The sequence below is a fragment of the Paraburkholderia lebeckiae genome (assembly GCF_050436225.1).
Classification (GTDB): Bacteria; Pseudomonadota; Gammaproteobacteria; order Burkholderiales; family Burkholderiaceae; genus Paraburkholderia; species Paraburkholderia tuberum.
The window spans coordinates 2,364,424-2,387,905 of record NZ_JBNDLU010000001.1; the positions used below are offsets into that span (position 1 = coordinate 2,364,424).

General features: G+C 62.9%; 24 protein-coding genes and 3 pseudogenes. 11 read left to right on the top strand and 16 right to left on the bottom strand.

The window, feature by feature from the left end; genetic code table 11:
* Positions 1 to 172: 172 nt before the first annotated feature.
* Positions 173 to 604 carry a hypothetical protein gene (locus OKW45_RS11025; RefSeq protein WP_018423590.1) on the top strand — a complete coding sequence of 144 codons (432 nt, stop codon included), beginning with the start codon at positions 173 to 175 and terminating at the stop codon, positions 602 to 604.
* A gap of 12 nt (positions 605 to 616) precedes the next feature.
* On the opposite strand, the gene OKW45_RS39635 is transcribed toward OKW45_RS11025, so the two are convergent.
* Together OKW45_RS39635 and OKW45_RS11030 are read right to left on the bottom strand one after the other, a co-directional pair.
* Entirely contained in the window at positions 617 to 760 is a 144-nt protein-coding gene (locus OKW45_RS39635; RefSeq protein WP_503129155.1) for a YjaZ family protein, read from the bottom strand.
* 19 nt (positions 761 to 779) lie between these two features.
* Positions 780 to 1,301: a hypothetical protein gene (locus OKW45_RS11030; protein ID WP_429468002.1), complete on the bottom strand. Its 522-nt coding sequence runs from the start codon at positions 1,299 to 1,301 to the stop codon at positions 780 to 782.
* A gap of 617 nt (positions 1,302 to 1,918) precedes the next feature.
* Here OKW45_RS11030 and OKW45_RS11035 point away from each other — a divergent pair.
* The 3 genes and pseudogenes from OKW45_RS11035 to OKW45_RS11045 form a co-directional block, all read left to right on the top strand.
* A pseudogene (locus OKW45_RS11035) lies at positions 1,919 to 2,319 on the top strand (porin family protein); the annotation flags it as partial.
* A 166-nt stretch (positions 2,320 to 2,485) separates the two neighbouring features.
* Positions 2,486 to 2,995: a hypothetical protein gene (locus tag OKW45_RS11040; protein ID WP_429468004.1), complete on the top strand. Its 510-nt coding sequence runs from the start codon at positions 2,486 to 2,488 to the stop codon at positions 2,993 to 2,995.
* A gap of 149 nt (positions 2,996 to 3,144) precedes the next feature.
* Positions 3,145 to 3,657: a metal-dependent hydrolase gene (locus OKW45_RS11045; RefSeq protein WP_018423596.1), complete on the top strand. Its 513-nt coding sequence runs from the start codon at positions 3,145 to 3,147 to the stop codon at positions 3,655 to 3,657.
* Positions 3,658 to 3,707: 50 nt separating this feature from the next.
* Here the strand turns inward: OKW45_RS11045 and epsC are convergent, their stop codons facing one another.
* Entirely contained in the window at positions 3,708 to 4,634 is a 927-nt protein-coding gene (epsC, locus tag OKW45_RS11050) for a serine O-acetyltransferase EpsC (RefSeq protein WP_018423597.1), read from the bottom strand.
* A 147-nt stretch (positions 4,635 to 4,781) separates the two neighbouring features.
* A complete protein-coding gene (locus OKW45_RS11055; RefSeq protein ID WP_013092363.1) occupies positions 4,782 to 5,015 on the bottom strand; it encodes a hypothetical protein in 234 nt (77 codons plus the stop codon).
* A gap of 329 nt (positions 5,016 to 5,344) precedes the next feature.
* Between OKW45_RS11055 and OKW45_RS11060 the strand changes: the two genes are divergently transcribed.
* Both OKW45_RS11060 and OKW45_RS11065 read left to right on the top strand, forming a co-directional pair.
* Positions 5,345 to 5,797, top strand: coding sequence for a DUF3005 domain-containing protein (locus tag OKW45_RS11060; RefSeq protein ID WP_429468006.1), 453 nt, complete (start codon positions 5,345 to 5,347; stop codon positions 5,795 to 5,797).
* Positions 5,798 to 5,938: 141 nt separating this feature from the next.
* On the top strand, positions 5,939 to 6,544 hold the full coding sequence (locus tag OKW45_RS11065; RefSeq protein WP_018423599.1) for a short chain dehydrogenase: 606 nt from the start codon (positions 5,939 to 5,941) through the stop codon (positions 6,542 to 6,544).
* A gap of 3 nt (positions 6,545 to 6,547) precedes the next feature.
* Here OKW45_RS11065 and araD read toward each other — a convergent pair whose 3' ends face one another.
* From araD to OKW45_RS11100, 7 genes are all read right to left on the bottom strand, one after another.
* Positions 6,548 to 8,284, bottom strand: coding sequence for an L-arabinonate dehydratase (gene araD / locus OKW45_RS11070; RefSeq protein ID WP_026226374.1), 1,737 nt, complete (start codon positions 8,282 to 8,284; stop codon positions 6,548 to 6,550).
* 31 nt (positions 8,285 to 8,315) lie between these two features.
* Positions 8,316 to 9,257 carry an ABC transporter permease gene (locus tag OKW45_RS11075; protein WP_429468008.1) on the bottom strand — a complete coding sequence of 314 codons (942 nt, stop codon included), beginning with the start codon at positions 9,255 to 9,257 and terminating at the stop codon, positions 8,316 to 8,318.
* Positions 9,257 to 10,144, bottom strand: a complete 888-nt coding sequence (locus OKW45_RS11080; RefSeq protein WP_018423602.1) for an ABC transporter permease — start codon at positions 10,142 to 10,144, stop codon at positions 9,257 to 9,259. Before OKW45_RS11080 ends, OKW45_RS11075 begins: the two co-directional genes overlap by 1 nt.
* Positions 10,141 to 11,220 (bottom strand): ABC transporter ATP-binding protein, encoded by a 1,080-nt coding sequence (locus tag OKW45_RS11085; protein ID WP_429468010.1) that lies wholly within the window; start codon positions 11,218 to 11,220, stop codon positions 10,141 to 10,143. The genes OKW45_RS11080 and OKW45_RS11085 overlap by 4 nt, the downstream gene beginning before the upstream one ends.
* Before the next feature lie 170 nt (positions 11,221 to 11,390).
* Entirely contained in the window at positions 11,391 to 12,560 is a 1,170-nt protein-coding gene (locus OKW45_RS11090) for an extracellular solute-binding protein (protein WP_018423604.1), read from the bottom strand.
* Between the two features lie 247 nt (positions 12,561 to 12,807).
* Positions 12,808 to 13,752, bottom strand: coding sequence for an SMP-30/gluconolactonase/LRE family protein (locus tag OKW45_RS11095; RefSeq protein WP_018423605.1), 945 nt, complete (start codon positions 13,750 to 13,752; stop codon positions 12,808 to 12,810).
* Positions 13,749 to 14,720: a dihydrodipicolinate synthase family protein gene (locus OKW45_RS11100; protein ID WP_429468013.1), complete on the bottom strand. Its 972-nt coding sequence runs from the start codon at positions 14,718 to 14,720 to the stop codon at positions 13,749 to 13,751. Before OKW45_RS11100 ends, OKW45_RS11095 begins: the two co-directional genes overlap by 4 nt.
* Before the next feature lie 575 nt (positions 14,721 to 15,295).
* Here OKW45_RS11100 and OKW45_RS11105 point away from each other — a divergent pair.
* A complete protein-coding gene (locus OKW45_RS11105; RefSeq protein ID WP_018423608.1) occupies positions 15,296 to 16,000 on the top strand; it encodes a helix-turn-helix transcriptional regulator in 705 nt (234 codons plus the stop codon).
* Here OKW45_RS11105 and OKW45_RS11110 read toward each other — a convergent pair.
* On the bottom strand, positions 15,984 to 16,301 hold the full coding sequence (locus tag OKW45_RS11110; protein ID WP_026226375.1) for a helix-turn-helix domain-containing protein: 318 nt from the start codon (positions 16,299 to 16,301) through the stop codon (positions 15,984 to 15,986). The two genes, OKW45_RS11105 and OKW45_RS11110, sit on opposite strands and share 17 nt — an antisense overlap.
* Before the next feature lie 156 nt (positions 16,302 to 16,457).
* Here OKW45_RS11110 and OKW45_RS11115 point away from each other — a divergent pair, with 156 nt between their 5' ends.
* Positions 16,458 to 17,051, top strand: a complete 594-nt coding sequence (locus tag OKW45_RS11115) for an acyl-homoserine-lactone synthase (RefSeq protein WP_018423610.1) — start codon at positions 16,458 to 16,460, stop codon at positions 17,049 to 17,051.
* 57 nt (positions 17,052 to 17,108) lie between these two features.
* Here OKW45_RS11115 and OKW45_RS11120 read toward each other — a convergent pair whose 3' ends face one another.
* On the bottom strand, positions 17,109 to 17,798 hold the full coding sequence (locus OKW45_RS11120) for a FadR/GntR family transcriptional regulator (protein WP_018423611.1): 690 nt from the start codon (positions 17,796 to 17,798) through the stop codon (positions 17,109 to 17,111).
* A 281-nt stretch (positions 17,799 to 18,079) separates the two neighbouring features.
* Here OKW45_RS11120 and OKW45_RS11125 point away from each other — a divergent pair, with 281 nt between their 5' ends.
* The 3 genes from OKW45_RS11125 to OKW45_RS11135 all read left to right on the top strand — a co-directional run bounded on the left by OKW45_RS11125 (position 18,080) and on the right by OKW45_RS11135 (position 20,959).
* Positions 18,080 to 18,547, top strand: a complete 468-nt coding sequence (locus OKW45_RS11125) for a universal stress protein (RefSeq protein ID WP_184007044.1) — start codon at positions 18,080 to 18,082, stop codon at positions 18,545 to 18,547.
* Positions 18,548 to 18,886: 339 nt separating this feature from the next.
* A complete protein-coding gene (locus tag OKW45_RS11130; RefSeq protein WP_429468016.1) occupies positions 18,887 to 19,543 on the top strand; it encodes a helix-turn-helix domain-containing protein in 657 nt (218 codons plus the stop codon).
* Positions 19,544 to 19,657: 114 nt separating this feature from the next.
* Positions 19,658 to 20,959, top strand: a complete 1,302-nt coding sequence (locus OKW45_RS11135; RefSeq protein ID WP_429468019.1) for an SUMF1/EgtB/PvdO family nonheme iron enzyme — start codon at positions 19,658 to 19,660, stop codon at positions 20,957 to 20,959.
* 217 nt (positions 20,960 to 21,176) lie between these two features.
* Here the strand turns inward: OKW45_RS11135 and OKW45_RS11140 are convergent.
* From OKW45_RS11140 to OKW45_RS11150, 3 genes and pseudogenes are all read right to left on the bottom strand, one after another.
* A pseudogene (locus OKW45_RS11140) lies at positions 21,177 to 21,634 on the bottom strand (IS5 family transposase); the annotation flags it as partial.
* 38 nt (positions 21,635 to 21,672) lie between these two features.
* Positions 21,673 to 22,907, bottom strand: a protein-coding gene (locus tag OKW45_RS11145) for an IS3 family transposase (protein ID WP_280785269.1) whose coding sequence is annotated in 2 segments (ribosomal slippage) — positions 21,673 to 22,553 and positions 22,553 to 22,907 — 1,236 coding nt in all. Because the reading frame shifts where the segments join, the coding sequence is not laid out codon by codon here.
* Positions 22,908 to 22,972: 65 nt separating this feature from the next.
* A pseudogene (locus tag OKW45_RS11150) lies at positions 22,973 to 23,470 on the bottom strand (IS5 family transposase); the annotation flags it as partial.
* Positions 23,471 to 23,482 lie beyond the last annotated feature (12 nt).

Sequence of the window (23,482 nt, forward strand, 5' to 3'; positions counted from 1 at the left end):
AGATGCCGTTCGTGTGTCCGTCAAAAGCGGAACTCACCGAATCGCTGTAAAGTGCGGATCCAGTTGTGCCAGTCACGCGGAATCTGTTCGATGTGCAGCACCGCTCGTGCCCTCCGGGGGATGGCGCAGTGGTTGCTAATCCACGACATCGACTGTCCGCCCGCCTACGCTCATGAACCGTCTCCTTGTCCCTCTGCTGTTTGCCGCCGCCGCCGCACTGCCCCTTTCCTCGTTCGCCGTGGAGCTCGACGCGCCACTGACATGCAATGAGAGCGGCCACCAGTTCATTGCCGATCTGATGCAGCAGCAGCTGATCCACCCGAAGCCAAGTCACGTCGAAAGCAACTCGATCAACGCGTTCTCGCCGATGCCCGATGCGCATCTGACCGCGTTCGGTTTCCGCGTATTCGCGGTGGTGGGCTTCGAAAAGGACGACCCGATGTTCCGGGTCGGCGACGGCGAACCGGTCGCGCAGTCCGCGTATGGCGCGGTCGTGTTCGGCAGCGACGACAAGGTTAAAAGCGCGCTTGAAAACGCTGGCAGCACGGCGATCGTGCATCACGTCGCGCCGCTCATCACCGCGATTTTCTGCAAGCGCAGCTAGGTTTGGCGACACCTAGTATTCGACCGTTTCGCCACGATCGTCGATCTCTTCGACCACGAGCCAGTTCGAATGGCCAGTGAAATAGGAGCGCCGCTCTGCCAACTGCGCCATGATCGCCGGCAGTTTGAGCGACCAGCGGATCCGATCACGACGCAGCCGCGCCTACAACCGCCACTTACCTCGGCCGACGAAACTCGTTTGCCACCCACGCCGTGGCGCTCGCCTTGCTGAGCTTGAACGTCGGCGCAACCTGCACTTGCGCGATCTGCTCGCCGAAAAGATCGAGCGCGCTCAACAGTGCGTACGGCTCGTCTTCGTCGGGGACGATGTCGAGCGTGATGTCGAGTTCGTCGTTGCCGTCCGCGCTCGGCACGCGCACCGTCTTGTGCAGTTGCGCGCGCAGCTGCTGCTCGTGACGACGCAGCACTTCCGCCGCGGTTTTCACGAGCGTGTTGAACGCCGATACGTCGAGCGGCTTAGGATCCTTCTTGTTGCGGCCCATCGTCCACGGTCCGACGAGCGCGGGCTCCGCCTCGCCGTCCTTGATCATTTCGACGGCCCAGCCTTCGTCGTCTTCGTTCTTGATGATGCGCGCGGTCCAGCCGTTGTCGCGCCACAGACGCTCTTCATGCACGCTGTCGTCTGGTCCGAGGAACTCGGCATTCGTGTCGGTCGAGGGAAAGGGCGTGTCGGTCATCAGAGGTTCACTCACTTCGCGGGGCGCACAAAGATATTTCGAACCCGCGATTCTACCTGCCCGGCCCGCCTGGCCGTGCTCGCTCTGACGAACGGACAAGGCGCGTTCGGAACGGCGCCGCCCCTCAACGCGCGAAAAGTTTTATTTACCCTACGCGACGATGTATAAATCCGCTTTAAACGTCAGATAAAAAAACGCGGCCCGAAAGCCGCGTGTAAAAATGAAAAAGACACCCTTTGGTCGAAGGGGTCTATCGAAATTATAAGTGGCATCCCAACCCGATTTAAGGCTTTCTTCGAAAGACTGCATTGCGCAAAACCGTGGGAATCAGCGCGAACGGCCTCGTCCGCTTTCTCCCTTGCTCGCCGCGAGGCCTTGTGCCGATACCACCCGACAACAGCCTCAGGTTCGACAGCGCATCGCGCCATTCATCGTTAAAAATATTTTTCCTTTTGCCGACCTGCGCTTACGCGATTAATTCACATAATCCCGGATTCGAAAATAAACCGTTGTAAGGCGCGTAATTAAATATCCGCATAGCGGCAATTACGCTTCGCTACGAATCGACAGTCAACGGGCGCACGCAGCAACTTTCGCTGGAATGCCGATTCGTCCCGACGCTTACGCTCGGCCGTCAGTACGACTCGGTCAGCGACTACCTGGCGCCGCTGTCGGAAGCGGGCGAGAACTACGGCAACAAACTCGCAGCCCACCCGTTTGATAACGACAACCTGGCCGGCCTGTACGGTTTCAGCAACGCGGCCGGCAGTTCGCGAACAATCGCGCATGGAGCGCGGGCGCTTCGTACGACAACGGTCCGTTGAGCTTCGCCGCCGCTTATCAGCAGTTGAACAACTCACTGAGCAAGCGCACCGACGTGTACCGCGAAGGCGTGTACCAGCATGCATCGGGCGAATTCGGCGACTTCGGCGCGAACGTCGCGGCGATCAATACGCTTGCGCCGTCGTCGACCGGCAACCAGGTCGCCGCGGCAGTCGGTCTTCGGCATCGCTTCTGACGGCGGTTCTCACCACGCTTTTCATGCAGGCATTGCGCCGCGCGGCCATCCCCGCGCGGCACGGTGAAGCCGCGCGCGACACGATCACGTTCGGGTATTTTCATGGGCCTTACGGTTTGCCATCAGACCAATAGACCCATGGCCGCGCTAGTGACGACGTCGACGCATGCTCGGTATACTGCCCCGGCCGCCGTGCGACGCCGCGAAACCGCGCCGCCTGCACGGCAGCTTCGTCGCGAAGCATCGCGCTGTGCGTCAGCGCATCGCGCTTCGCCCGTGCCTCACCTTCCCATGCATGACCGGGAACGCCGACGATCGGATCATGAAAAGACTTCTCCTGCTTGTCCCAGCTGTCGTCCTCACCGCCACCCTCGCCGCTTGCGGTTCGTCGGGCGGCCCCGCGCGCGATGCGTCCGCGCCGCTCGTGTACGTGTCGTCGTCACGCACGCCTGCGTCCATCGCCGCCTGCCTCGAAGAACGTCTGCCGCGAGTGCGCACCTCGCACGCCGGCGCCGCGACCGAACTCGCGGTCGGTGCCGATTCGCACAACTCGTATTTCGTCACGCTGACCCCGCTCAACGGCAACACGGTCATCAAGGTCATGCATCCGGCCAATGCGCCCGACGATCCGCCCGAAGAGGAAATGCGCTTCGATATCGCGCGCTGCGCGACCTGAGCGGCGCGGTGCGCTTGAACGCCGTGCGCGTCATGCACGGAAGGCCGATGCGCGAATTTTTATCTCGCTCATCGGCTATTTTTTTGCGCGCCCATCTGCGAACATAGCCGCCCTTTAGTTTTCGCGCGGCACGTGTGCCGCGAGTTTCGATGGCATCCAGCAAAGCGCATCATGCGACCGGTTTCGCAGCCGGCATCATCGCGGCGGCGATCGTCGCGCGCAGCGGCGGCGGTCCGTTTCATACTGGCGTGCTGCTGAGCTTCATCGCCGGCGTGGCCGGCAGCACCGCGCCGGACTGGCTCGAAGTCGCATGGTGGTCGCGCGCGCGGCGGCTGTGGATCACGCATCGCACGTTGACGCATTGGGGCATCGGCTGGCTCGCGCTGCTCGCGGTGTCGTATCACACGCTCGGACATTCGATCTACGCGGCGCCCGCGTTCGGCTTCGCGTGCGGCGGCCTGATGCATCTGTTCGCCGACTGGCCGAATCCGCTCGGCGTGCCGTGGATCGCCGGGCGACATTCGTTGAATCTGTGGAATAGCGGGCACTGCGATCTGATCGTCGTTGCGGCGTCCTGGGCGGCCGCGTGGATTATCGGCGAGCATGTGTGGCTGCATGGCATGCATGTGTTGCCGTGGTTGCGCCATTGGCCGATCGGCTAGGCGCAGCGATGCAATCGGCCCGGCGCGCGGGCGCGGCGGCTAGCCTTGCATCATTGCCGTCCATTGTCGGTGCGCTCTCCTTCGCGGACCTTGCCTTGCGATACGCTGCTGCCCGGCGGCACGCTATGCGTGAGCCACACGTTTCCACCGATCACCGACCCGCGCCCTATCGTCACGCGTCCGAGAATCGTCGCGCCCGCGTAGATCACGACATCGTCCTCGACGATCGGATGCCGGGCGTTGCCCTTGATCAGCGTGCCGTCCTCATCGGCCGCGAAGCTCTTCGCGCCGAGCGTGACCGCCTGGTACACGCGCACGCGCTCGCCGATGATCGCTGTCTCGCCGATCACCACGCCGGTGCCGTGATCGATGAAAAAGCTCGGCCCGATCGTCGCGCCCGGGTGAATGTCGATGCCGGTCGCCGAGTGCGCGATCTCGTTGATGAAGCGCGCGAGCAGCGGCACGCCGAGCCGATGCAGCGCATGCGCGAGCCGATGATGCGTCATCGCCCACACGCCCGGATAGCACAGCAGAATTTCGGTGATGTGCTGCGCGGCGGGGTCGCCGGTGTACGCAGCCTGGATGTCGCTGACGAGCAGCGCGCGTATGCCCGCCAGTTGCGTCGCGAACTCGCGCGCCACCGCGAACGCGCGCTCCCGCAACTCGGCGTCGGGCGTCGCGCCGAACTCGGGCAGGAAGCGCAGCGCGCGGCGAATCTGTTCGGCGAGCAGCCGCAATGTGCTTTCGAGCGTGTGGCCGACGTAGTAGTCGACCGTCTCGTCGGTTAGATCGGGTGCGCCGTAATGCGTCGGAAACATCGCGGCGCGCAGACCGGCCACGATATTGACCACCGCTTCGCGCGATGGCAATTCGCGAATGCCGAGCGGATGCCGCGTGCGATGCAATTGCTCGCGCGAGGCGCGCAGGTCGGCGACGATCTGTTCAAGACCCCAGTTATGGGAAGGCTCGTTGGGCATAAGCGACGGCGCCGCGCGGCGTGCACGGTTCGAAGTGGTTATCGAGCAGAGATTACCGCGTTTTAACGCTGCCCGCCCGGCAGCGCGCCGGTCGGCTCGGATTCATTGCGTCGACGTGAGCTGGCACGCACGCACCGTTTCCTCACTTCAGATAGTCAGACTGCTCGCGTCGATCCAGCGCACTGCCCAATCGCGCGCGTGCGCGATGGCTGCGGCTTCGTCGGAGAAGCGCAGTTCCGTGGGAAAGAAACGGTTAGCGACCAGTTCGCCGTCGCTCGAGCGCGAGATCACCACATACGGTTGCCAGGAGCCGTCGCCCGAGCGCGCCGGTTCGCAATTCAAAAGATAGCCGCGATGTGTGAATGCAGCATCGAAGTGCATGAGTCACCCGCCCCTGAAGCCCCGTAACATTTTCTCAGTCGCGCGGCCATTTGTTTGTTAGTTTTTCCGACCATGATGGAATAGCCAGAGCATGCCGCCAATTTATCCGCGCGTCGGTCGCAGGAGTAAGATCATACTCTGTAGAAAATACGCGTCCATTGAAAAAAACGAAATGAATCGCGGACGTCATCGCCGTTTAATCGCGAGGTAACGCCACTCGCATCGAAGGATGGCGGACAACGCATCGCGACTCCCGCGCACAGCGGCGCCGTGTCAGTCGGAACGGCTTTTGCTGTTTTCTTCGAATGTCCGCTTCAGGAGAATGCACGATGAACAGCGCGATCAGCAAACCCGAAAACGCCGGTACGAAGCCGGACCCGAAGGACCCACCAAGCACGGACCTGCACAACGACCGCACGCACGACAGCACGGTCGACACCGACGGCAAGAACCGCGAAGCGGCCCGTCTGGCAGGCCACGGCGCGATCTCGCCCGACGCGGTCACGACCAGCAATGCGACGCTCGACAACAGCGTGCCCGAGTCGCTCGATGGCATGGCCGGCTTCGACAGCCGGGTCGGCGGCAACCATCTGCTGCTCGCGCTCGAGCCGGGCTACGCGGTGATCGACAAGGGCATGGCCGAGCCGCTCGCCGCCTACTCGGCCGACCATCAGTACGACGACCCGCGTCCGGTCGGACAGCGCCACGATCGTGGCCGCATTCACTATGCGCTCAATCATTTGCGGCCCGCGCGCGTAATCGAATTACATCGGGTGAAATAGGCGCGCGTATCATCCCTTTATACGCGCGCGTTTGAATTACCGCGTTTATTCCGATTTATCAGGCAATCACGCAGCACGCACTGTTTTATTCTGGTGCGTGCTTTGCTTGGTTTAACGTTGGTTCGTTTAACGGAGTTGCGGATGAAAAGAATCGTCGTCATCGGTGCCACGGGCACGCTGGGCCAGGCCATCCGCGCGGAGCTTCAGGCGCATCACGAAGTGATCGAGGTGGGCGCGACGCGCGGGCAATATCACGTCGACAGCACGGACCCGGCGAGCGTCGAGCGGCTGTTTCGCGACATCGGCAAGGTCGACGGCGTCGTCACCGCGACCGGCAAGGTGCATTTCGGTCCGCTGGAGCAGATGAGCATCGAGCAGTTCTGGGTCGGGCTGCGCGACAAGCTGATGGGCCAGATCAACGTCGTATTCTCGGCGCTGCCGTATGTGAACGACGGCGGATCGTTCACGCTGACGAGCGGCATTCTGGGCGACGAGCCGATCCCGCAGGGAGCGAGCGCGACGACCGTCAATCTCGCGCTTGAGGGCTTCGTGCGCGGCGCCGCGATCGAACTGCCGCGCGGGCTGCGCATCAACGTGGTGAGTCCGACCGTGCTGACCGAGTCGATGGAGGCTTACGCGCCGTTCTTTCGCGGCTTCGAGCCCGTCAGCGCGCAACGCGCGGCGCTTGCTTATCTGCGCAGTGTGGAAGGGGCGCAGACGGGGCGCGTGTATCGCGTGGGATATTGAACCTCAGTGAATCTCCGGCTCGCCCGAACTATCGGGACTCACGCCGCCGCGCTGCAGGAAGTCGAAATCGCAGCCTTGATCCGCCTGCATCACGTGCGCCTGATGCAGGGCGCCATAGCCGCGCTCGAAGCGCGCAGCGGGTTTGACCCACGCGGCCTTGCGGCGCGCAAGTTCTTCGTCCGATACCAGCAGATTCAGCCTGCGGCGCGGCACGTCCAGCTCGATCAGATCGCCGCTTCGCACCAACGCCAGCGGCCCACCGACGAATGCCTCGGGCGCCACGTGCAGCACGCACGCGCCATAGCTCGTGCCGCTCATCCGCGCGTCAGAGATACGCACCATGTCGCGCACGCCTTTTTGCAGCAGCTTGCGCGGAATCGGCAGTTGACCCCATTCGGGCATGCCCGCGCCTACCGGCCCCGCGTGCTGCAGCACGAGCACGCAGCTTTCGTCGATGTCGAGTGCGTCGTCGTCGATGCGCGCGGCCATGTCGTCGTAGTCGCTGAACACGACCGCACGGCCCGTATGCACGAGCAGATGCGGCTCGGCCGCGCCGGGCTTGATCACGGCGCCGTCGGGCGCGAGATTGCCGCGCAGCACCGCGAGGCTGCTGTCGCGCAGTAGCGGATTCGTGCGGCGGCGGATCACGTCGTCGTTGAAAATGCGCGCGCCGGCAAGGTTCTCGCCGAGCGTGCGGCCGTTCACGGTTTTCTGCGAGCCGTCGATCAGTTCACCCAACTCCGCGAGCAGCCCGCGCAAACCGCCCGCGTAGAAAAAGTCCTCCATCAGATAGGCGCCGGTCGGTCTGATGTTCGCGAGCACGGGCGTGCGGCGCGCGATCTCGTCGAAGCGGTCGAGCGTCAACTCGATGCCCGCGCGCCGTGCAAGCGCGATCATATGCACGACCGAATTGGTCGACCCGGACAGCGCGACACAAGTCGTCACCGCGTTATCGACCGATGCCGCTGTGATCAGGTCCGACGGCTTCAGATCCTCCCACACCATCTCGACGATACGCATGCCGGTTTTCGCGGCCATCTGCGCATGCCGCGAATCGGGCGCGGGAATCGACGCGAAGCCGGGCAGCGTGAAGCCCAGCGCTTCGGCCGCGCTCGTCATCGTCGATGCGGTGCCCATCGTCATGCAGTGACCGGGCGAACGCGCGATGCCACCCTCGACGCCCTGCCAGTCGTCCGGCGTCAGCGTGCCCGCGCGCAGTTCGGCCCAGTAGCGCCATGAGTCGGAGCCCGAGCCGAGCGTCACGCCGTTCCAGTTGCCCCGCAGCATCGGGCCGGCAGGCAGAAAGATGGCGGGCAGATTCATCGAGATCGCGCCCATCAACAAAGCGGGCGTGGTCTTGTCGCAGCCGCCCATCAACACGACGCCGTCGGCGGGATACGAGCGCAGCATCTCCTCGGCTTCCATCGCGAGGAAATTGCGGTACAGCATCGTGGTGGGCTTCTGGAACGGCTCGGACAGCGTCTGCACAGGCAGTTCGATCGGAAAGCCGCCCGCCTGCCAGATGCCGCGTTTCACTTCCTCGACGCGCTGCTTGAAATGCGTGTGGCACGGATTGATCTCGCTCCACGTGTTCAGAATCGCGATGACCGGCTTGCCCGCGTATTCGTCGCGGTTGTAGCCCATCTGCGCGGTGCGCGAGCGGTGTCCGAACGAACGCAGATCGTTCGCGCCGTACCAGCGATGACTACGCAATTCCTCGGGGGTCTTTCTCTTCGTCAACGTCTACTCCACGATTGGCGCCGGCCATGCGTCAGCGCCTCTGTTCTTTCACGCGGGACACGATCTGCGTCGGGCTCACGAATTGTAGTGCGATCAGCACCCAGATCAACGTGATCGCCATATAGATCATCGCCATCGCATCGATCGATTGCGGCGCGCGCACGCCGGTCGAAAACACAGCGTAATACAACGCGACCACCAGCGTTTGCGTGGCCGGACCGGCCGTAAAAAACGTCAGCTCGAACATGCCGATCGTGCGCACCAGCACGAGCAGCCCCGCCGCCAGCATGCCCGGCACGAGCAGCGGCAGCAGCACGTAACGGAAATAGCGGAATGTGTTCGCGCCGAAAATGCGCGCGGCCGCTTCGAGATTCGGATCGATCTGCTCGATGAACGGCGTCATCACGAGAATCACGAACGGCAGCGCCGGTACGAGATTCGCAAGAATCACGCCCGATAGCGTGCCGGCGAGTCCGACCTTGTACATCGCGGTCGCCATCGGAATGCCGTAGGTGACGGGCGGCACCATCAACGGCAGCAGAAAGATCAGCATCGCAAGGCGCTTGCCGCGGAATTGCACGCGCGCGAGCGCATACGCAGCCGGCACGCCGAGCAGCACCGAAAGCAGCACGACCGCGCCGACCACCTGCACGGTCACCCACAGCACGCTCGCGAGCTGGAAGTCGCTCCACGCCTGCGCATACCAGTGCAACGTGAAGCCTTGCGGCAACGCGGTGCCGAACCAGCGCGTCGCGATCGAATTCACCGCGACGGTCGCGATCAGCAGCACGACGTTGATCAGGAAGAACGCCATCACGGCCCACACCAGCGCCTGCCAGATACGGCCTGGCAGGTTCGCGCGCTGACGCGCGTGTTGCGCGGGCTCGCGCGCGCCGTCGCCCGGCTGCGGCGCCGCGGAAGCGGAGGTGGACGCGGTCCAATCGGGCTGCGTCGCGCGACGATCGGTCGTCATCAGCCTTTGCCTCCCGTTACGGGACCACGATAGAACCAGCGGCGCGCGCCGAGCAGCGCGGCGACCACCAGCAGTTGCACGAAGCCCATCACCATCGCGATCGCCGATGCGAGCGAATAGTCGTAGCTCTCGAACGCGGCTTCGGCCGCGGCAATCGACATCACGCGCGTCGGACCCGCGGGCGCGCCGAGCAGCACCGCCGACGGAAACACCGAAAACGCCTGCACGAACGACAGACACGCGGCCATCGTGAGCCCCGGCACGAGCAGCGGCAGATAGATGCGGCGAAACTGCTGCCACGGACTCGCGCCGAGCGTCGCGGCCGCGCTTGCGAGCGTCGGGTCGATGCCGGTCACGTACGACAACGTCAGCAGAAACGCGAACGGAAAGCCCGACACGATCAGCGACAGCAGCACTCCCGTGAAGTTGTGCGTGAGCCGCACCTCTTGCGTGTACAGATGCAGCGCCTGCAACGCCTGCGGCAGCCAGCCGTGCGGACCGAAGTAGGTGAGCATGCCGTCGGCGATCAGCACAGTGCCGAGCGTCACCGGGATCACCAACAGCGTCGTGACGATCTTCTGATACCGCGAGTAGCGGCGCAGCGCGAACGCGACTGGCACCGACACGCCGACGTTGATCAGCGTGGCCGGCACCGACAGCTTCAGCGTGACGAGAATCGTCGGCCACATCGACGTGTCGGTGAAGAACGTCAGATAGTTGGCCCACACGCCGCCGCCGTTCATCGGGCGGAACGACAGCGCCAGACCATACGCGAACGGATAGATGAACAGCGCGACGATAAAGAGCAGCGCGGGCGCGACGAGCCAGGCCTTGGCATCGCGCGGCGCGCGGGACGTGAGCGGGGGGACAAGCGTCGGCGTGTTCATGCGGCCTCGGCGTCGTAGACGAGCACGCACGACGGCCGCACGCGCAGCGTGATGCGCTCGCCCTCCGCGCATTCACCGGTCACGCGCGCCCACACGTCGCCGAACGCGGTCTTCACGCGCAGCAGCGAATCGTGGCCGCCGTACTCGACCGCGTCGATCAGCGCCTCGAACGCGTTGTCGGCGCCGGGCTCGGCGCGCTCCATGTCTTCGGGGCGCAGCGCGACACTCACGCGTTTGCCGTCGAAGCCGGCCATCGGCGTGCCGATGAGCCGCACGCCGTTAGCGCTGACCACGACGCCATCGCCTTGCATGCCCTCCAGCGAGAACTCGGCGACATTGCGATAACCCATGAAGCGCGCGACATGCAGATTGCGCGGCCGCGTATAGACCTCCTTCGGCGTCGCGACCTGCTGCACGACGCCCTCCCTCATCACGACGATGCGATCGGCCATCGACAGCGCTTCGTCCTGATCATGCGTCACGTACAGCGTCGCGCGTTCGAGCTGCGTATGGATGCGGCGAATTTCCGCGCGCATTTCGATGCGCAGCTTCGTATCGAGATTCGACAGCGGCTCGTCCATCAGGATCAGCGGCGGCTCGATCACGATCGCACGCGCGATCGCGACACGCTGCTGCTGGCCACCGGACAATTGGCCGGGCAGCTTGGGCTCATGACCGGTCAGTTGCACCAGTTTCAAGGCCTCGCGTGCACGGCGCGCGATCTCGCTTCTGCCGACGCCGCGCATTTTCAGCCCGAAGCCGACGTTGTCCAGCACGCTCATATGCGGGAACAGCGCGTAGTTCTGGAACACCATGCCGAAGCCGCGCTTTTCCGGCGGCAGCACGTCGATTCGCCGCTCGTCGAGCCAGATGCCGCCGCCGGTGAGCGGCTGCAATCCGGCGATGCAGTTCAGCGCCGTCGATTTGCCACAACCCGACGGCCCCAGCAGCGCGATGAACTCGCCGCGCCGGATCGTCAGATCGAGACCCTGCAGCGCGGCGATCGCGTGGCCTTGCGCGTTGGTGAAACTGCGGCTCACCGAATCGAGCCGCAACTGCTCAAAGTGATGCTTCATGGCGGTTTCCTGATCCGCGTGAGGCGACGGATGTCGCGAGTGCCGCGCGTGCGGTGGGCGCGGCGCATCAGGCAGTTAAGCCGAGGCGCGTGATCGCTGAAGACACGCAGCGCGGCGGTGCCTCACGCCGCGCTGCGTTTCGCCTCGTTTTCCGTCGCAATGGTGAAGGCCTAACGGGTCTTCTGCGCGCCGATGTCGCTATCCCACTTCCTGAAGGCGGCGACCATCGCTGCTGCGTTCAGCGGCAAAGCATGCGGACGATCGGCCAACAGCTTCGCGTATTCGGGCCGGCCATACTTTTGCAGTACCTCCTGGCTATGCGCGGGCGCCTGCTCGACGGAGACGCCCTTGATCGCGGGGCCAGGATAGAAGTAGCCGTCGTCGTAGGTCAGCGCCTGCTGCGCGGGCTCCAGCATGAAGTTCATCATCTTGTACAGCACGTCGAGCTTTTCCTTCGGCACGCCCTTCGGGACCACCATGTAGTGCGCATCGTTGACCCACGTCATGTTGTCGAACGGCTGTACGCGGAATTCGGCCGGCACGATGCCGAGCGCGCGCGGATTGATGTCCCAGCCGGTCACGGTCACGGTCATATCGCGCGTGCCTTCGCCCAGTTCCTTCATCACCGCCGAGGTGCCGCCCGGATAGTACGGTATGCAGTCGTTCAACTGCTTCAGGAACGCCCACGTCTTGTCCCAGCCGTGCACCGGGTCCTGCGGGTCCTTGTCGCCGAGCACGTAGGGCAAGCCCATCAGGAACGTGCGGCCAGGACCGGAATTGGCCGGCCGCGCGTAGATCAGCTTGTCGGGGTGGGCCTTGCACCATTGCAGCAGTTGCTCGGGTGTCTTCGGCGGATCGCTGACCTTGGCCGGGTTGTATTCGAGCAGCGGACCAGCCGGCATATACGCGACCTCGAGCCCGTAGCCTTGCGCGAGATCCTGCATCTTGCGCGGGCCCGGCGCGTACTTGTCGAGCACGCCGGGGAACTGCGCCGCGTTGTCGGGCAGCAGCTTGATCCACAGGTTCTGTTCGATGCCGGCCGCGAGCGCGTCGGTGCCGGTCAAAACAAGGTCGATATCGGAGCGGCCCGCGGCCTGCATCGCCTTGATCTTGCCGGGCAATTGCGGCGCGGGCGCGTTCGTGAACGTGATGTTCGCGACGAGATTCGGATTCTTCGCCTTGAACGCCTCGAAGCCCTTCTGCGTGAGTTGAAGATCGCCGGCCACGTCGACGATATTGATCGTGACCGGATCGGCCGCGTGCGCGGCAAGGGCGAACGCCGCGCTTGCGGCGATACAGACGGATACCAGCTTGAACGACAATCTGTGCGAAACAGTCATTGCGTCTCCTCGCTTCTTGGTATGGAAGCCCGCTGGTCGATGCGTTGCGGGCGGTGTCTTTCTACCAAGGGAACATAGCGAAGCGCAACAGCCGATGTCAAGCAAATAGTCGAGAGCGTGGGTCGGGCGAGAAAATGCTCGCTTTACCTGAAATCCTTGTCGTTCAATGCCCGGCACCGTGGGTTAAGGGCAAACCCGAGCCCTCGCCGCGATAGCAATACATGTTGTCTGGTTAGCGGACAACCGCTCAACCTCCGCGCACGCCCTGCGTATTGACGAACAGCGAATACAACCCGTGGCTCGCCGCCATGAACAGACGGTTGCGATGCCGTCCGCCGAAGCAAACGTTCGCGCAACGCTCTGGCAACGCGATGTGGCCGAGCGGCTCGCCTTGCGGGCTGAACACGCGCACGCCGTCGAGCTCGTCGGTGCCCATGCCCCACCCGCACCACAAGTTGCCATGCGTGTCGACACGAAAACCGTCCGGGGTGCCCGGACCCGCGTCGATCAGCACGCGGTTGTTCGACAGCGTCGTGCCTTTGCCATTGGCCTCGACATCGAAAACGCGGATCTTGCGCGGTTCGCCACGCGATTGGACCACGTACAGCAGCGATTCGTCCGGCGAGAACGCGAGACCGTTCGGGGCGAGCACGTCGTCGATGACCATCGACACCTCGCCCGACTGGCCGTCGATCCGATACACGCACGCCTTCAGCTCGGACTGCTGCTGCTCGCCCTCGTAGAAACCTTCGATGCCGAAGGTCGGGTCGGTAAACCAGATCGAGCCGTCCGATTTGACGACCACGTCGTTCGGCGAATTGAAGCGCTTGCCTTGATAGCGATCGGCGAGCACGGTGATCGAGCCGTCGTACTCGGTGCGCGTCACACGCCGCGTCAGGTGCTCGCAACTGACGAGACGCCCTTCGCGATCGCGCGTATGGCCGTTCGCATTATTCGACGATTGACGGAACGTGCTGACCGCGCCCGTCGTTTCGTCCCAGCGCAGGATGCGGTCGTTCGGAATGTCGCTCCACAGCAGATAGCGGCCATCGCCGAACCACACCGGCCCCTCCGACCAGCGCGTGCCCTGATACAGGCATTCGACCGACGCCGACGCGATGATCAACGACTTGAAGCGCGGATCGAACACGCGGATGGAGGGATCGGGATAGCGTCGGCTGTGATCGGTCATGGGGTTGTCCGCGTGTCGGAGCGGTTCGATTGGATGGGCGCGAACTCGCGCTCGAGAGCGAGCAGCGTGCGCGCGGTCTGCGCGATCTTCGCATGATGCTCGCGCGGTGTCGAACTGAGCAGCGGCTGCAGCGGCCCCATGTCGGCGAGGCCCGTGAACGTGATTGCATCGTGCAGCACGCGGATCAGTGAGATGTCGTTGCGCAGCGTTTCGAGCGGCATGAACGCATCGTACAGACGTTGGGCGGTGTCGTGATCGGCGCTCCGGCCGCTTTGCACCGCGCGCAGCAGCGCCATTACCATGCTCGGCGCGATACAGCCGCTTCCGGTCGTCCACGCTGCGAGTCCGAACTCGCGCAGATGTACGAGCGCCGGCCGCTCGCCCATCCCCGATACGATCTTCGCGGCCGGCACGCGTTGCAGCAGCCGGCGCAGATACGGATCGTCAGCGGGGTTGTCGCGCGGGATCGCATATTTGACCGCGCTCAGCGTCCCACGCTCGACGAGCCGCGCGAGCGTATCGACAGCGACGTAGTTTTCGCTCTTGATATACAGCGTGAGCGGCATGCCGGCCGTGTCGGCGATCCGCGTGAGGCCCGTCTCGACGCCCTCGGACGTCGTGAAGCCGGCGAGCGGCAGCACCATCGCGGTGCGGTAACGCGTCTGCGCGAGGATGCGCGCCTGATCGAGCATCTTGCCGTAGTCGGGACCTAGCGCCGGAATCACGCGTGTCCCGGGACCCGCGGCCTCGGCGAGCAGGTCCAGCAACTCGCGGTATTCGCTGACCGCGACGTGATAGAGGTTCGCATTGCCGCCATACAGTAGCGTGCGTACGCCGCCCGCTTCGATATGGCGGATCAGCGCGAGATTCTGGGCAGGGTCGAGCGTGTAGTCGGCCCGGCGCGCGAGCGGCGGCACGGCCATGACCGACGCGGCGAACTCGCCGTCGCGGAGCGGTGATTCGTTCATGATGGTTGACGCGGAAACGCGCTAGGCGGAGGTTTCACGGTAGCATCCGCATCACAATGTTGTCAAACAACTTGCGCGTAACGATCGCCCAGCATGCCGCCGGCGGCGAATTGCGCGGGTGGCGGTCACGAAATTTCCTTTTGTATAACAATGGAGCGGGCCCGCAGCCCATGTGGAATCGGCGCAGCCTTTTTTTGGCAACAAGGACGCGGCGAGCAATAACCCGCTTTCCGAGATAATCGAGTAAATACGATTTATTCTGAAGGGCGACGAAATAATGCTGTCAACGAAACATATTAAAATATGTCACCGGATGCCGATTAGCCGCGCTGCTCACCCGGGAAGCCCGGCCGGGCTAAAGAACTATTTCAATCAGGATAATAATAAGCGACACCGGCGTTGCTATCACGTGGCGGTTATCGTTTCCCCCGCAGAGCACCGGCGCATTGCGTTCGAGTTTTTAGTGATAGATTGTGCGGGCCAAAAGAGCGGACCGAAGTTTGTCTGCCAATAACCGCGAAGAGATATTTGCGAGCCTGAGAGAGCCAAAATTGTCGCTACACTTTATCGAGCAGATGGCACCGCTACTGGACGCCGCCGACGAGGCGGAATGGTTCGGCGTGATCACGGGCTTAGCCGAAACGTGGGGCTTCGACAAGATTCTGGTCGCGATGCTGCCGCGGCCAACCATGCGTCTCGAGGATGCTTACCTGCGCAGCACTTACGCATCGGCATGGCGCCAGACGTACGACGAGCAAGGCATGGTGCATATCGACCCGACGGTCGCACACTGCCTGTCACGCTCATCGCCGCTGGTCTGGACGCCCGAGATTTTCGCCAGCCCGGCGCAGCGATCCCTGTATGAGGAAGCTCGCTCGTACGGCCTCGGCGCGGGCGTGACGCTGCCAATTCATGGGCCGAATCAGGAAGCCGGCATGATGTGCTTCGTCAATGACGACAAGCCGTCAGACGGGTTCAGGCGCCATGTGAATGCCGCGTTGCCGAACCTCGTGCTGTTGCGCGACCTCGTGATCGACACCAGCAAACAGCATCTGAATTCACATGCGCAGACCTTGATGCCGAAGCTCACGCCGCGCGAGCGAGAATGCCTGAAATGGACCGCACGCGGCAAATCCACGTGGGAGATATCTCACATCCTGAGTTGCTCGGAAGCGGTGGTGAACTTCCATATGAAAAACATCAGGGCGAAATTCGGCGTGAATTCGCGGCGTGCGGCAGCCGTGATCGCGGCGCAGCTTGGGCTTATTGACCCGGGTTGAGCAGCGCGGCCGCGTCGCGGCTGTACATCACACGCTCGGCGCGACCCAGATCGGCGTCCGACACGGTCTTCGTGAAGTACAGACCCAGCAGGATCGACACCGGCGCCGGGATCTCCGCGCCCGACTCGAAGCGACTGCCGCGCGATTGCGTGACGCCGAAGCGAGCCCAGAAACGGCGCTGGCTCTCTTTTTTCTTCTTCCGGTAGGCAATGATCAGAACGCGATCCACTGCCGAAGAGACCTCCGAAGAACGCGCCTGGAGGTGGGTTTGCGGTTGCCAGTGATTGTCGAGGAGTTCCATTTTGGACCCTTGTAGGTTGGGGGCGAAGACGTGTCTGAATTCTGATATACCCGATAAGCATCCACACCTATCCAGGTAGGTAGGTGGCGCAAAGATTCAGAATGCATAAGTTTTCCTGCGTATCTGGCAGTCCCCCAACGCGTACAGGAGAACGTCATGCAAACCACGATCCGAATTGGACTCCGGCAGGAATTCGACAACGAACTGATCAACGAGATGTACCGCTTGCGCGCCCGTGTCTTTCACGGCCGGCTCGGCTGGGAAATTCCGACCATCGCGGGAATGGAGATAGACGGCTACGACGCGCTCGGGCCGTACTACATGCTGATTCAGGGCGAAGACGAACGGTTGCGCGGCTGTTGGCGCCTGATGCCGACTGAAGGTCCGAACATGCTGAAAGACACCTTCCCGCAGCTACTGCATGGCGCGGCCGCGCCGGTCGGGCGACATATCTGGGAACTGAGCCGCTGGGCGATCGAAACCGGCGGTGAGGAACAGTCGTTTGGTTTCACGGATATGACAATCCGCGCAATTCAGGAAGTGATGCGCTTCGCGCAGCGCATGGGCATCACGCATTACGTCACGGTGACCACCACGCCGATCGAGAGGATGCTGCGCCGAGCCGGCCTCGACATCAGCCGGCTCGGGCCGCCGCTGCAGATTGGCGGCGAGCGGGCCGTCGCGCTCGACGTCGCGGTAAGCGCGAAAACGCTGACCTCGCTGTTCGGGCCAGTCGCCGTCGCTGCCTGAGCCTCGCCGAAGCGCGGCCTGGCAAAAGTCGCGACGCCTTCACCCGCGCGCGCGGACTCAGGAACCGAACATCCGTTCCAGCGCGTTCTCGAGATGCGCGCGCATTGCGGCGCCCGCGCCCGCCGCGTCCTTGCGGCGGATTGCGTCGAGCACCGCCATGTGTTCGGCCTGCACCAGCTGCTGCCTCTCCACCGTCTTGACGAGCGACAGATTGCGCGACAGGTTCATGCTGAACAGGATCTGTTCCTCGATGAACGACATCACCGTAATGAAAAACGGATTCTTCGACGCGCGCGCGACCGCCTGATGAAACAGGAAGTCGTCCTTCGCGCCGATCCCCTGCGCCTCGATGATGCGCTCGAGCTCGTCCCACGCGTGCTGGATCGCGGCGATGTCGTCGGCGTCGGCCTTCAACGCTGCCTGCGCGGCCGCGCCCGCCTCGGTCACGATGCGAAACTCATAGCAGCGTCGGATATCGGACAGTGTTTCGAGCGGCGCGAAGCGGCGTACGTCCGGATCGGGGCGCCGCGCGACGGTCGTGCCAGAGCCGTGCCGCGTCGAGATGATGCCGTCGGCCCGCAATCGCGCGAGCGCTTCGCGCACGGTCGGTCGGGACGTGGCAAAACGCTCCGCCAGCGCGTGTTCGGTCGGCAATCGCTCGCCTTCCTTGTACTCGCCTTCGAGGATGCGGTTGAGAATGTCGCCGTAGATCTGGTCGGGTAAGCCCTTAGTTTTTCGATCGTTCATCAGCGGACTGGCCAGCTTGTCTGAATATGGCTTGATTGTAAGGCCAACCCTGTTTCGGCTTCAGCAAAGTTTTACGGGTTGTAAGCATGCTAGGCCGCTTCGCGCACGCCGCCGCGCACGCCATTTTGTCCGCACCGCGCCGGAATATCTGGCAAGCGTTTGATTTACATCCTGGTCCGGTGCATCTTTTCCGGCAATCATCTAAGCTTTATTGCTATAAAAGATCAATAAACCTGCCGCGGCTAGCAATGTGGCAGATGCATTCTTGACGCGGAGCCGACATGTACACACGCATCCTTGTAGCGGTCGACGGCAGCAATACCTCGCGCCGTGCGTTTGAAGCGGCGCTCGATCTCGCCAGATCGAATGGCGCGGTGTTGCGGCCATTTTATGTCGTCGAAAACACGCCAATGTACTTCGAGGCGCCCGGCTACGACCCGTCGATCCTGCGCAACCGCCTGATCGAGGAAGGCCAGGAGCTGCGTGCCGAGTTTTCGAAAGTGATGGCCGAGCAAGGTGTGAAGGGCGACCCGGCGGTCTCCGAGGCTTCGTCGCTCGGCGATGTCGCCGAGATCGTGCTGCAGGCCGCCGCCGAATTCAACGCCGACCTGCTCGTGATGGGCACGCACGGCCGGCGTGGCTTTCAGCGGCTGATTCTCGGCAGCGTCGCGGAACGCTGCGTGCGCCAGGCCACTCTTCCGGTTCTGCTGGTACCGTCCGCCGCGGGCACCGACAAGAAACCCGCCTGACTCTTTCATCAAGCGCGGGGCGGCACGCCATGCGCGGCCCTGCCGGAATCGAGCCACGCTACCCGTCGACGGGCGAGGTCGATATAGGCCGCGGCGGCTCACCTTCTCACCTTTGTCAGAGCACCGCCGTTGCTAGGACTGCCGGGCAGCGAACGCGTCACTTTGCCGCCAGTTGCGGGTCATAGCGGGTGGGACAATTTCACCACTACCAATAATCGCGCGCAGAACATGCTGAATCCCACTGCTGCTACCCCTTCCTCGGCCCGCTCCGCCGGCAACCGCGAGGCCGTGGCGGCACGCGCAGCCGCACGTACCGCCGCGCGCTGCTCCAGCTGTTCGATGCGTCAGATCTGCATGCCGCAGGGCCTGTCGGCGGAGGAACTGCCGAAGCTCGAAACGCTGATCTGTTCGGCGCGCTCGGTGCCGCGCGGCGAAGCGCTGTATCGCAGCGGCGACCGCTTCGACAATATCTACGCGTTGCGCTCCGGCTCGATGAAGACCGTGATGATCCACCGCGACGGCCGCGAGCAGGTCACCGGGCTGCGTCTCGCCGGCGAGCCGCTCGGGCTCGACGGCATCAGCGCGGACCTCCATGCGTGCAGCGCCGTCGCGCTGGAAGACAGCACGGTGTGCATCGTTCCATATAGCGCGCTGAAGCTGCTATGTCGCGAAATCAGTTCGATCCAGGAACGCATGCACAAGCTACTGGGCGCGCAGATCGTCAGCGAAGCCGCGCAGATGATGGTGCTCGGCTCGCTGTCCGCCGACGAACGCGTCGCCGCCTTTCTGCTGGACGTGTCACAGCGCAATGCGCAGCGCGGCTACTCGTGGTCGGAGTTCAATCTGCGTATGACGCGCGAGGACATGGGCAGCTACCTCGGCATGACGCTCGAAACGGTCAGCCGCACCCTGTCAAGATTTCAAAAACGCGGCCTGATTGACACGCGGGGCAAGCACATTCGCATCGTCGATCTCGAAGGCTTGCGGCAGATCTAGCGGCCGGAGTGGCCTGGACGGTCGCGCTGTTCGTCTTGGCACGCCGCCTGCGAGCGGGTAGAGTTTTCAGACCGTCCCCCCAGGACAACCGTGTTGCATGGAGACCCGGCCCCAATGAATCGCGACCCTGTCCCGCATCATCCGCTCGTGCAGCGCCTGCTCGACGCGCGTCAAGTCACCGACGACCTGTTTGCGATCGTCAAACCCGACTACCTCTATGAACGGCCAATCCGCGAGCGTCACCGCGTCGTGTTCTACATCGGCCATCTCGAAGCGTTCGATCGCAATCTGCTCGACCGGCGTCTGTTCGATCTGCCGGCTTTCGCGCCGGAACTCGACCAGCTGTTCGCCTTCGGCATCGATCCGGTCGACGGCGGCTTTCCCACCGATCAACCCGGCGATTGGCCGTCGCTCGACGCCGTGCGCGAGTATGCAACGCGCGCGCGCCGGCAGATCGACACCGCGCTCGACGAACTCGGCAACCCGGCGCACGACGAGGCGGCCGTGCAGCTGCTGAACGTCGCGATCGAGCATCGGTTGATGCATGCGGAAACGCTCGCGTACATGCTCCATCAGTTGCCACTCGCGCAGAAGAACACCGCGTTGCGCGAGCCGGTGGTGACGAGCGAGGAGCGGCGCGACGCGTTGTCGTCGATGGTTAGCGTGCCGGCCGGCACGGCCGTGCTCGGCATGCCGCGCGAGGCCGGCCGCTTCGGCTGGGATAATGAGTTCGGCGAAATGAGCGTGGACGTGCCCGCGTTCGAGATCGATCGATACATGGTCACGAACGGTGCGTTCCTCGAGTTCATCGGAGACGGCGGTTATCGCGAGCCGAAGTGGTGGTCGTCGAAGGACTGGGCGTGGAAGGAAGCGGAGCACATCGAGCATCCCGCCGGCTGGTCGCAACGCACGGCGCAAGACCGTCGCCCCGCATGGACGCTGCGCACGATGTTCGACAACGTGCCCTTGCCGCTCGACTGGCCCGTCTACGTGAGCCACGCCGAAGCGAGCGCCTACGCGCGCTGGGCCGGCAAAACCCTGCCGACCGAGGCGCAATGGCAACGCGCGGCGCACGGTGCGCCGCAAGGGGCATCGGGGAACTTCGATTTCCGCAGTTGGGATCCACGGCCCGTCGACGCACATCCGGACAACGTCAGCACGTTCGGCACGGAAGGTCAGTTCGGCAACGGCTGGGAATGGACCTCGACGCTTTTCGAAGCGCTGCCGGGCTTCGAAGCGTTTCCGTTCTATCCTGGCTATTCGGCCAACTTCTTCGATGGGCAGCACTACGTGCTGAAGGGCGGCTCGGCGCGTACCGCGCTGTGCATGCTGCGGCCCGAATTTCGCAACTGGTTTCAGCCGCATTATCAGTATGTGTATGCCGGGTTTCGGTGTGTGCGTGGTTTGACAAGTTAAGCAAAAAATGACTGAATGATCATCTTTCGCTTAAGACGATGTTTCAAAAAGAGCTACGGCTACTGTTAAGGAAGGTCTGCACAACCCGCTTTTCACGCGTTATTTTTCACATCCAGCGCAGCCTCTGCGTTCAGATATTTTTTGGTGAGTTGATCGCCGTTTTTTTCGCGCGCCGGAGCTCTTCAACCAGACATACGACCCTTATCGACCCGGTGTTTCAAGCTTTGCGCAAAGCTCTACGCGCCATCCATAGATTGCCCAAAGCAAACAGCGTGGTGATCTGGGCGGTGTTCTTCATCAAACCACGATAGCGGGTCTTCATGTAACCGAACGCCGCTTAAGGATGCGAAACGGGTGTTCGACCTTGGCTCGAATACTCGCCTTCAGGCGTTCGATTTGATCGTATATCGCGTCCAACGAATCACTCATATCCAGTTTCCTGCGCTTTGCCGGTCGCATTGCAACATGCCAACGAACCGCGCCTGCCTCACAGCGCTTTTCGATACCCTGATATCCGGCGTCCGCGTACACGTCCGTTTCTTTACCATGTAGCAACGCCTGGGCTACGTTGATGTCGTGAACGTTGGCCGCCGTTCCAATGACCGTATGGACCAGGCCCGACTCGGCGTCCACGCCGATATGCATCTTCATCCCGAAGTACCAGTTGCCACCTTTCTGGACTCGCCCCTGCATAACCGGACACGCGGTCACGCTTAGGTTAGTGAATTTGCTTGCTGGCGAAACTCGCGTGGCGAGCGGTATTTCAGAGCGCTGTGCGGATGCGATTCGTTGTAGTGGTCGAACGCGATGGCCAGGTTTTGCAGCGCCGTCCTGGCGTCAGGCTTGGGCATCCACGAGACATAATCGCGCTTCATCGTTTTGACGAAGCTCTCGGCCATCCCGTTGCTCTGCGGACTTCTGACGGGTGTCGTGACGGGCTTCAGGCCGATTGCCCGCGAGAACGTCAGCGTCTCATCGGCAATGTAGCAGGAACCGTTGTCACTAAGCCACTCGATTTCATTGTCGGTTCTCAGCGCTCCGTGGAAGCGGTTCTCGACGGCCTGAAGCATCACGTCACGCACCATGTCACCGGTGTAGCCGCCCGTGCTCGCCACCCAGCTCATGGCCTCGCGGTCGCAGCAGTCCAATGCAAAGACGACGCGCAATGGCGCACCATCGTCACAACGGAATTCGAAGCCGTCCGAGCACCAGCGCGCATTACTTCGCTCCACCGCGACCTTGCCGTCGTGCCGGCGTGCGGACTGGGCATGACAAGGCCGGCGCTCGAGTAGCAGGCCGTAGGTACGCATGACCCGATAAACCCGTTTTGCATTAACGCGAGGTTGGGCCTGCGCGTCCCGGCTTCGCCGCAGCAGCGCCCACACACGCCGGTAGCCGTAGGTGGGCAGCTCGGCAACCAGCCCCCGAAGCTCGGTGACCAGCGGCATGTCGTCCAGGGCTGGCGTCTTGCGCTGGTCGACCCACTTGGCGGGGCGCTTCGATTTGACCGCAAGATTAGAGCGCGACACACCCAGGACTTCACAGACCGTCTTCATCGGTCGTCCCCCGGCAGCAATGGTGAGCGCGCAATCAATTTTTTTGCCCGGCCGTACTCCACTGCTTCGCGGAGGATTTCCACTTCCATGGTCTTCTTGCCCAGCAGCCGCTGGAGTTCGCGAATCTGCTTCGTCGCTTCGACCAGGTCGGAGGCTGGCACCACCTGTTCGCCGGCACTCACGGCTGACAGGCTGCCATCCTGATACAGCTTGCGCCAGGCGAACACCTGGTTCGCATTCACCTGATGGCGACGGGCTACCCCGGAAACGCTCGCTCCGGGTTCGAAGGTCTCACGCACTATCGCGAGTTTCTCCTCGACAGAGCGGCGCCGGCGCTGTTCCGGCTGGGTCAGAACCTCAACGGGTTCTACATGGGAGCTAGGCTTAAACATAGGCGGAAGACTACCTTAAAGTTTAAGCGTTACCTCGTGTCCGGTTTTCGACGGGGCCGTTCCACTTTCTGCGTTGATTGCATTGCCGGATCACGTGTGCCGGAGCCATTTTTTGTCGAACTGGGTGCGGCAATCAGAGTGGCGTCGACTGCCGATCCAGTCTTGAGCATCAGGCCTTTCTCCGTCAGGATTTCATTGACCAGCGCCAGCATTTGCACTGCCAGTCCGTGCGTTTCCAGCAGATGGCGGAACCGGAGAATCGTGCTTTCATCCGGCAAGCGAACCATCCCGCCGTCGAGACCCGCGAACTCGCGATAAAGCGGCACGTCATAGAGTGCCTCTTCCATTGCAGGGTCTGACAGACCGAACCATTGCTGCATGAAATGAATCTGCAACATCGTCGCAATCGGGAACGGCGGCCGACCGGTTTTGCCCGTGGGATAGTGCGGCTCGATCAGCGCAATCAGCTTCAACCAGGGCACAACACGCCGCATCTCATCGAGAAATTCCCGTTTGCGCGTGCGCTTCGTTGACAGATCCAGACCAAGACCAAGTTGCGCCATCACACTGCTCCT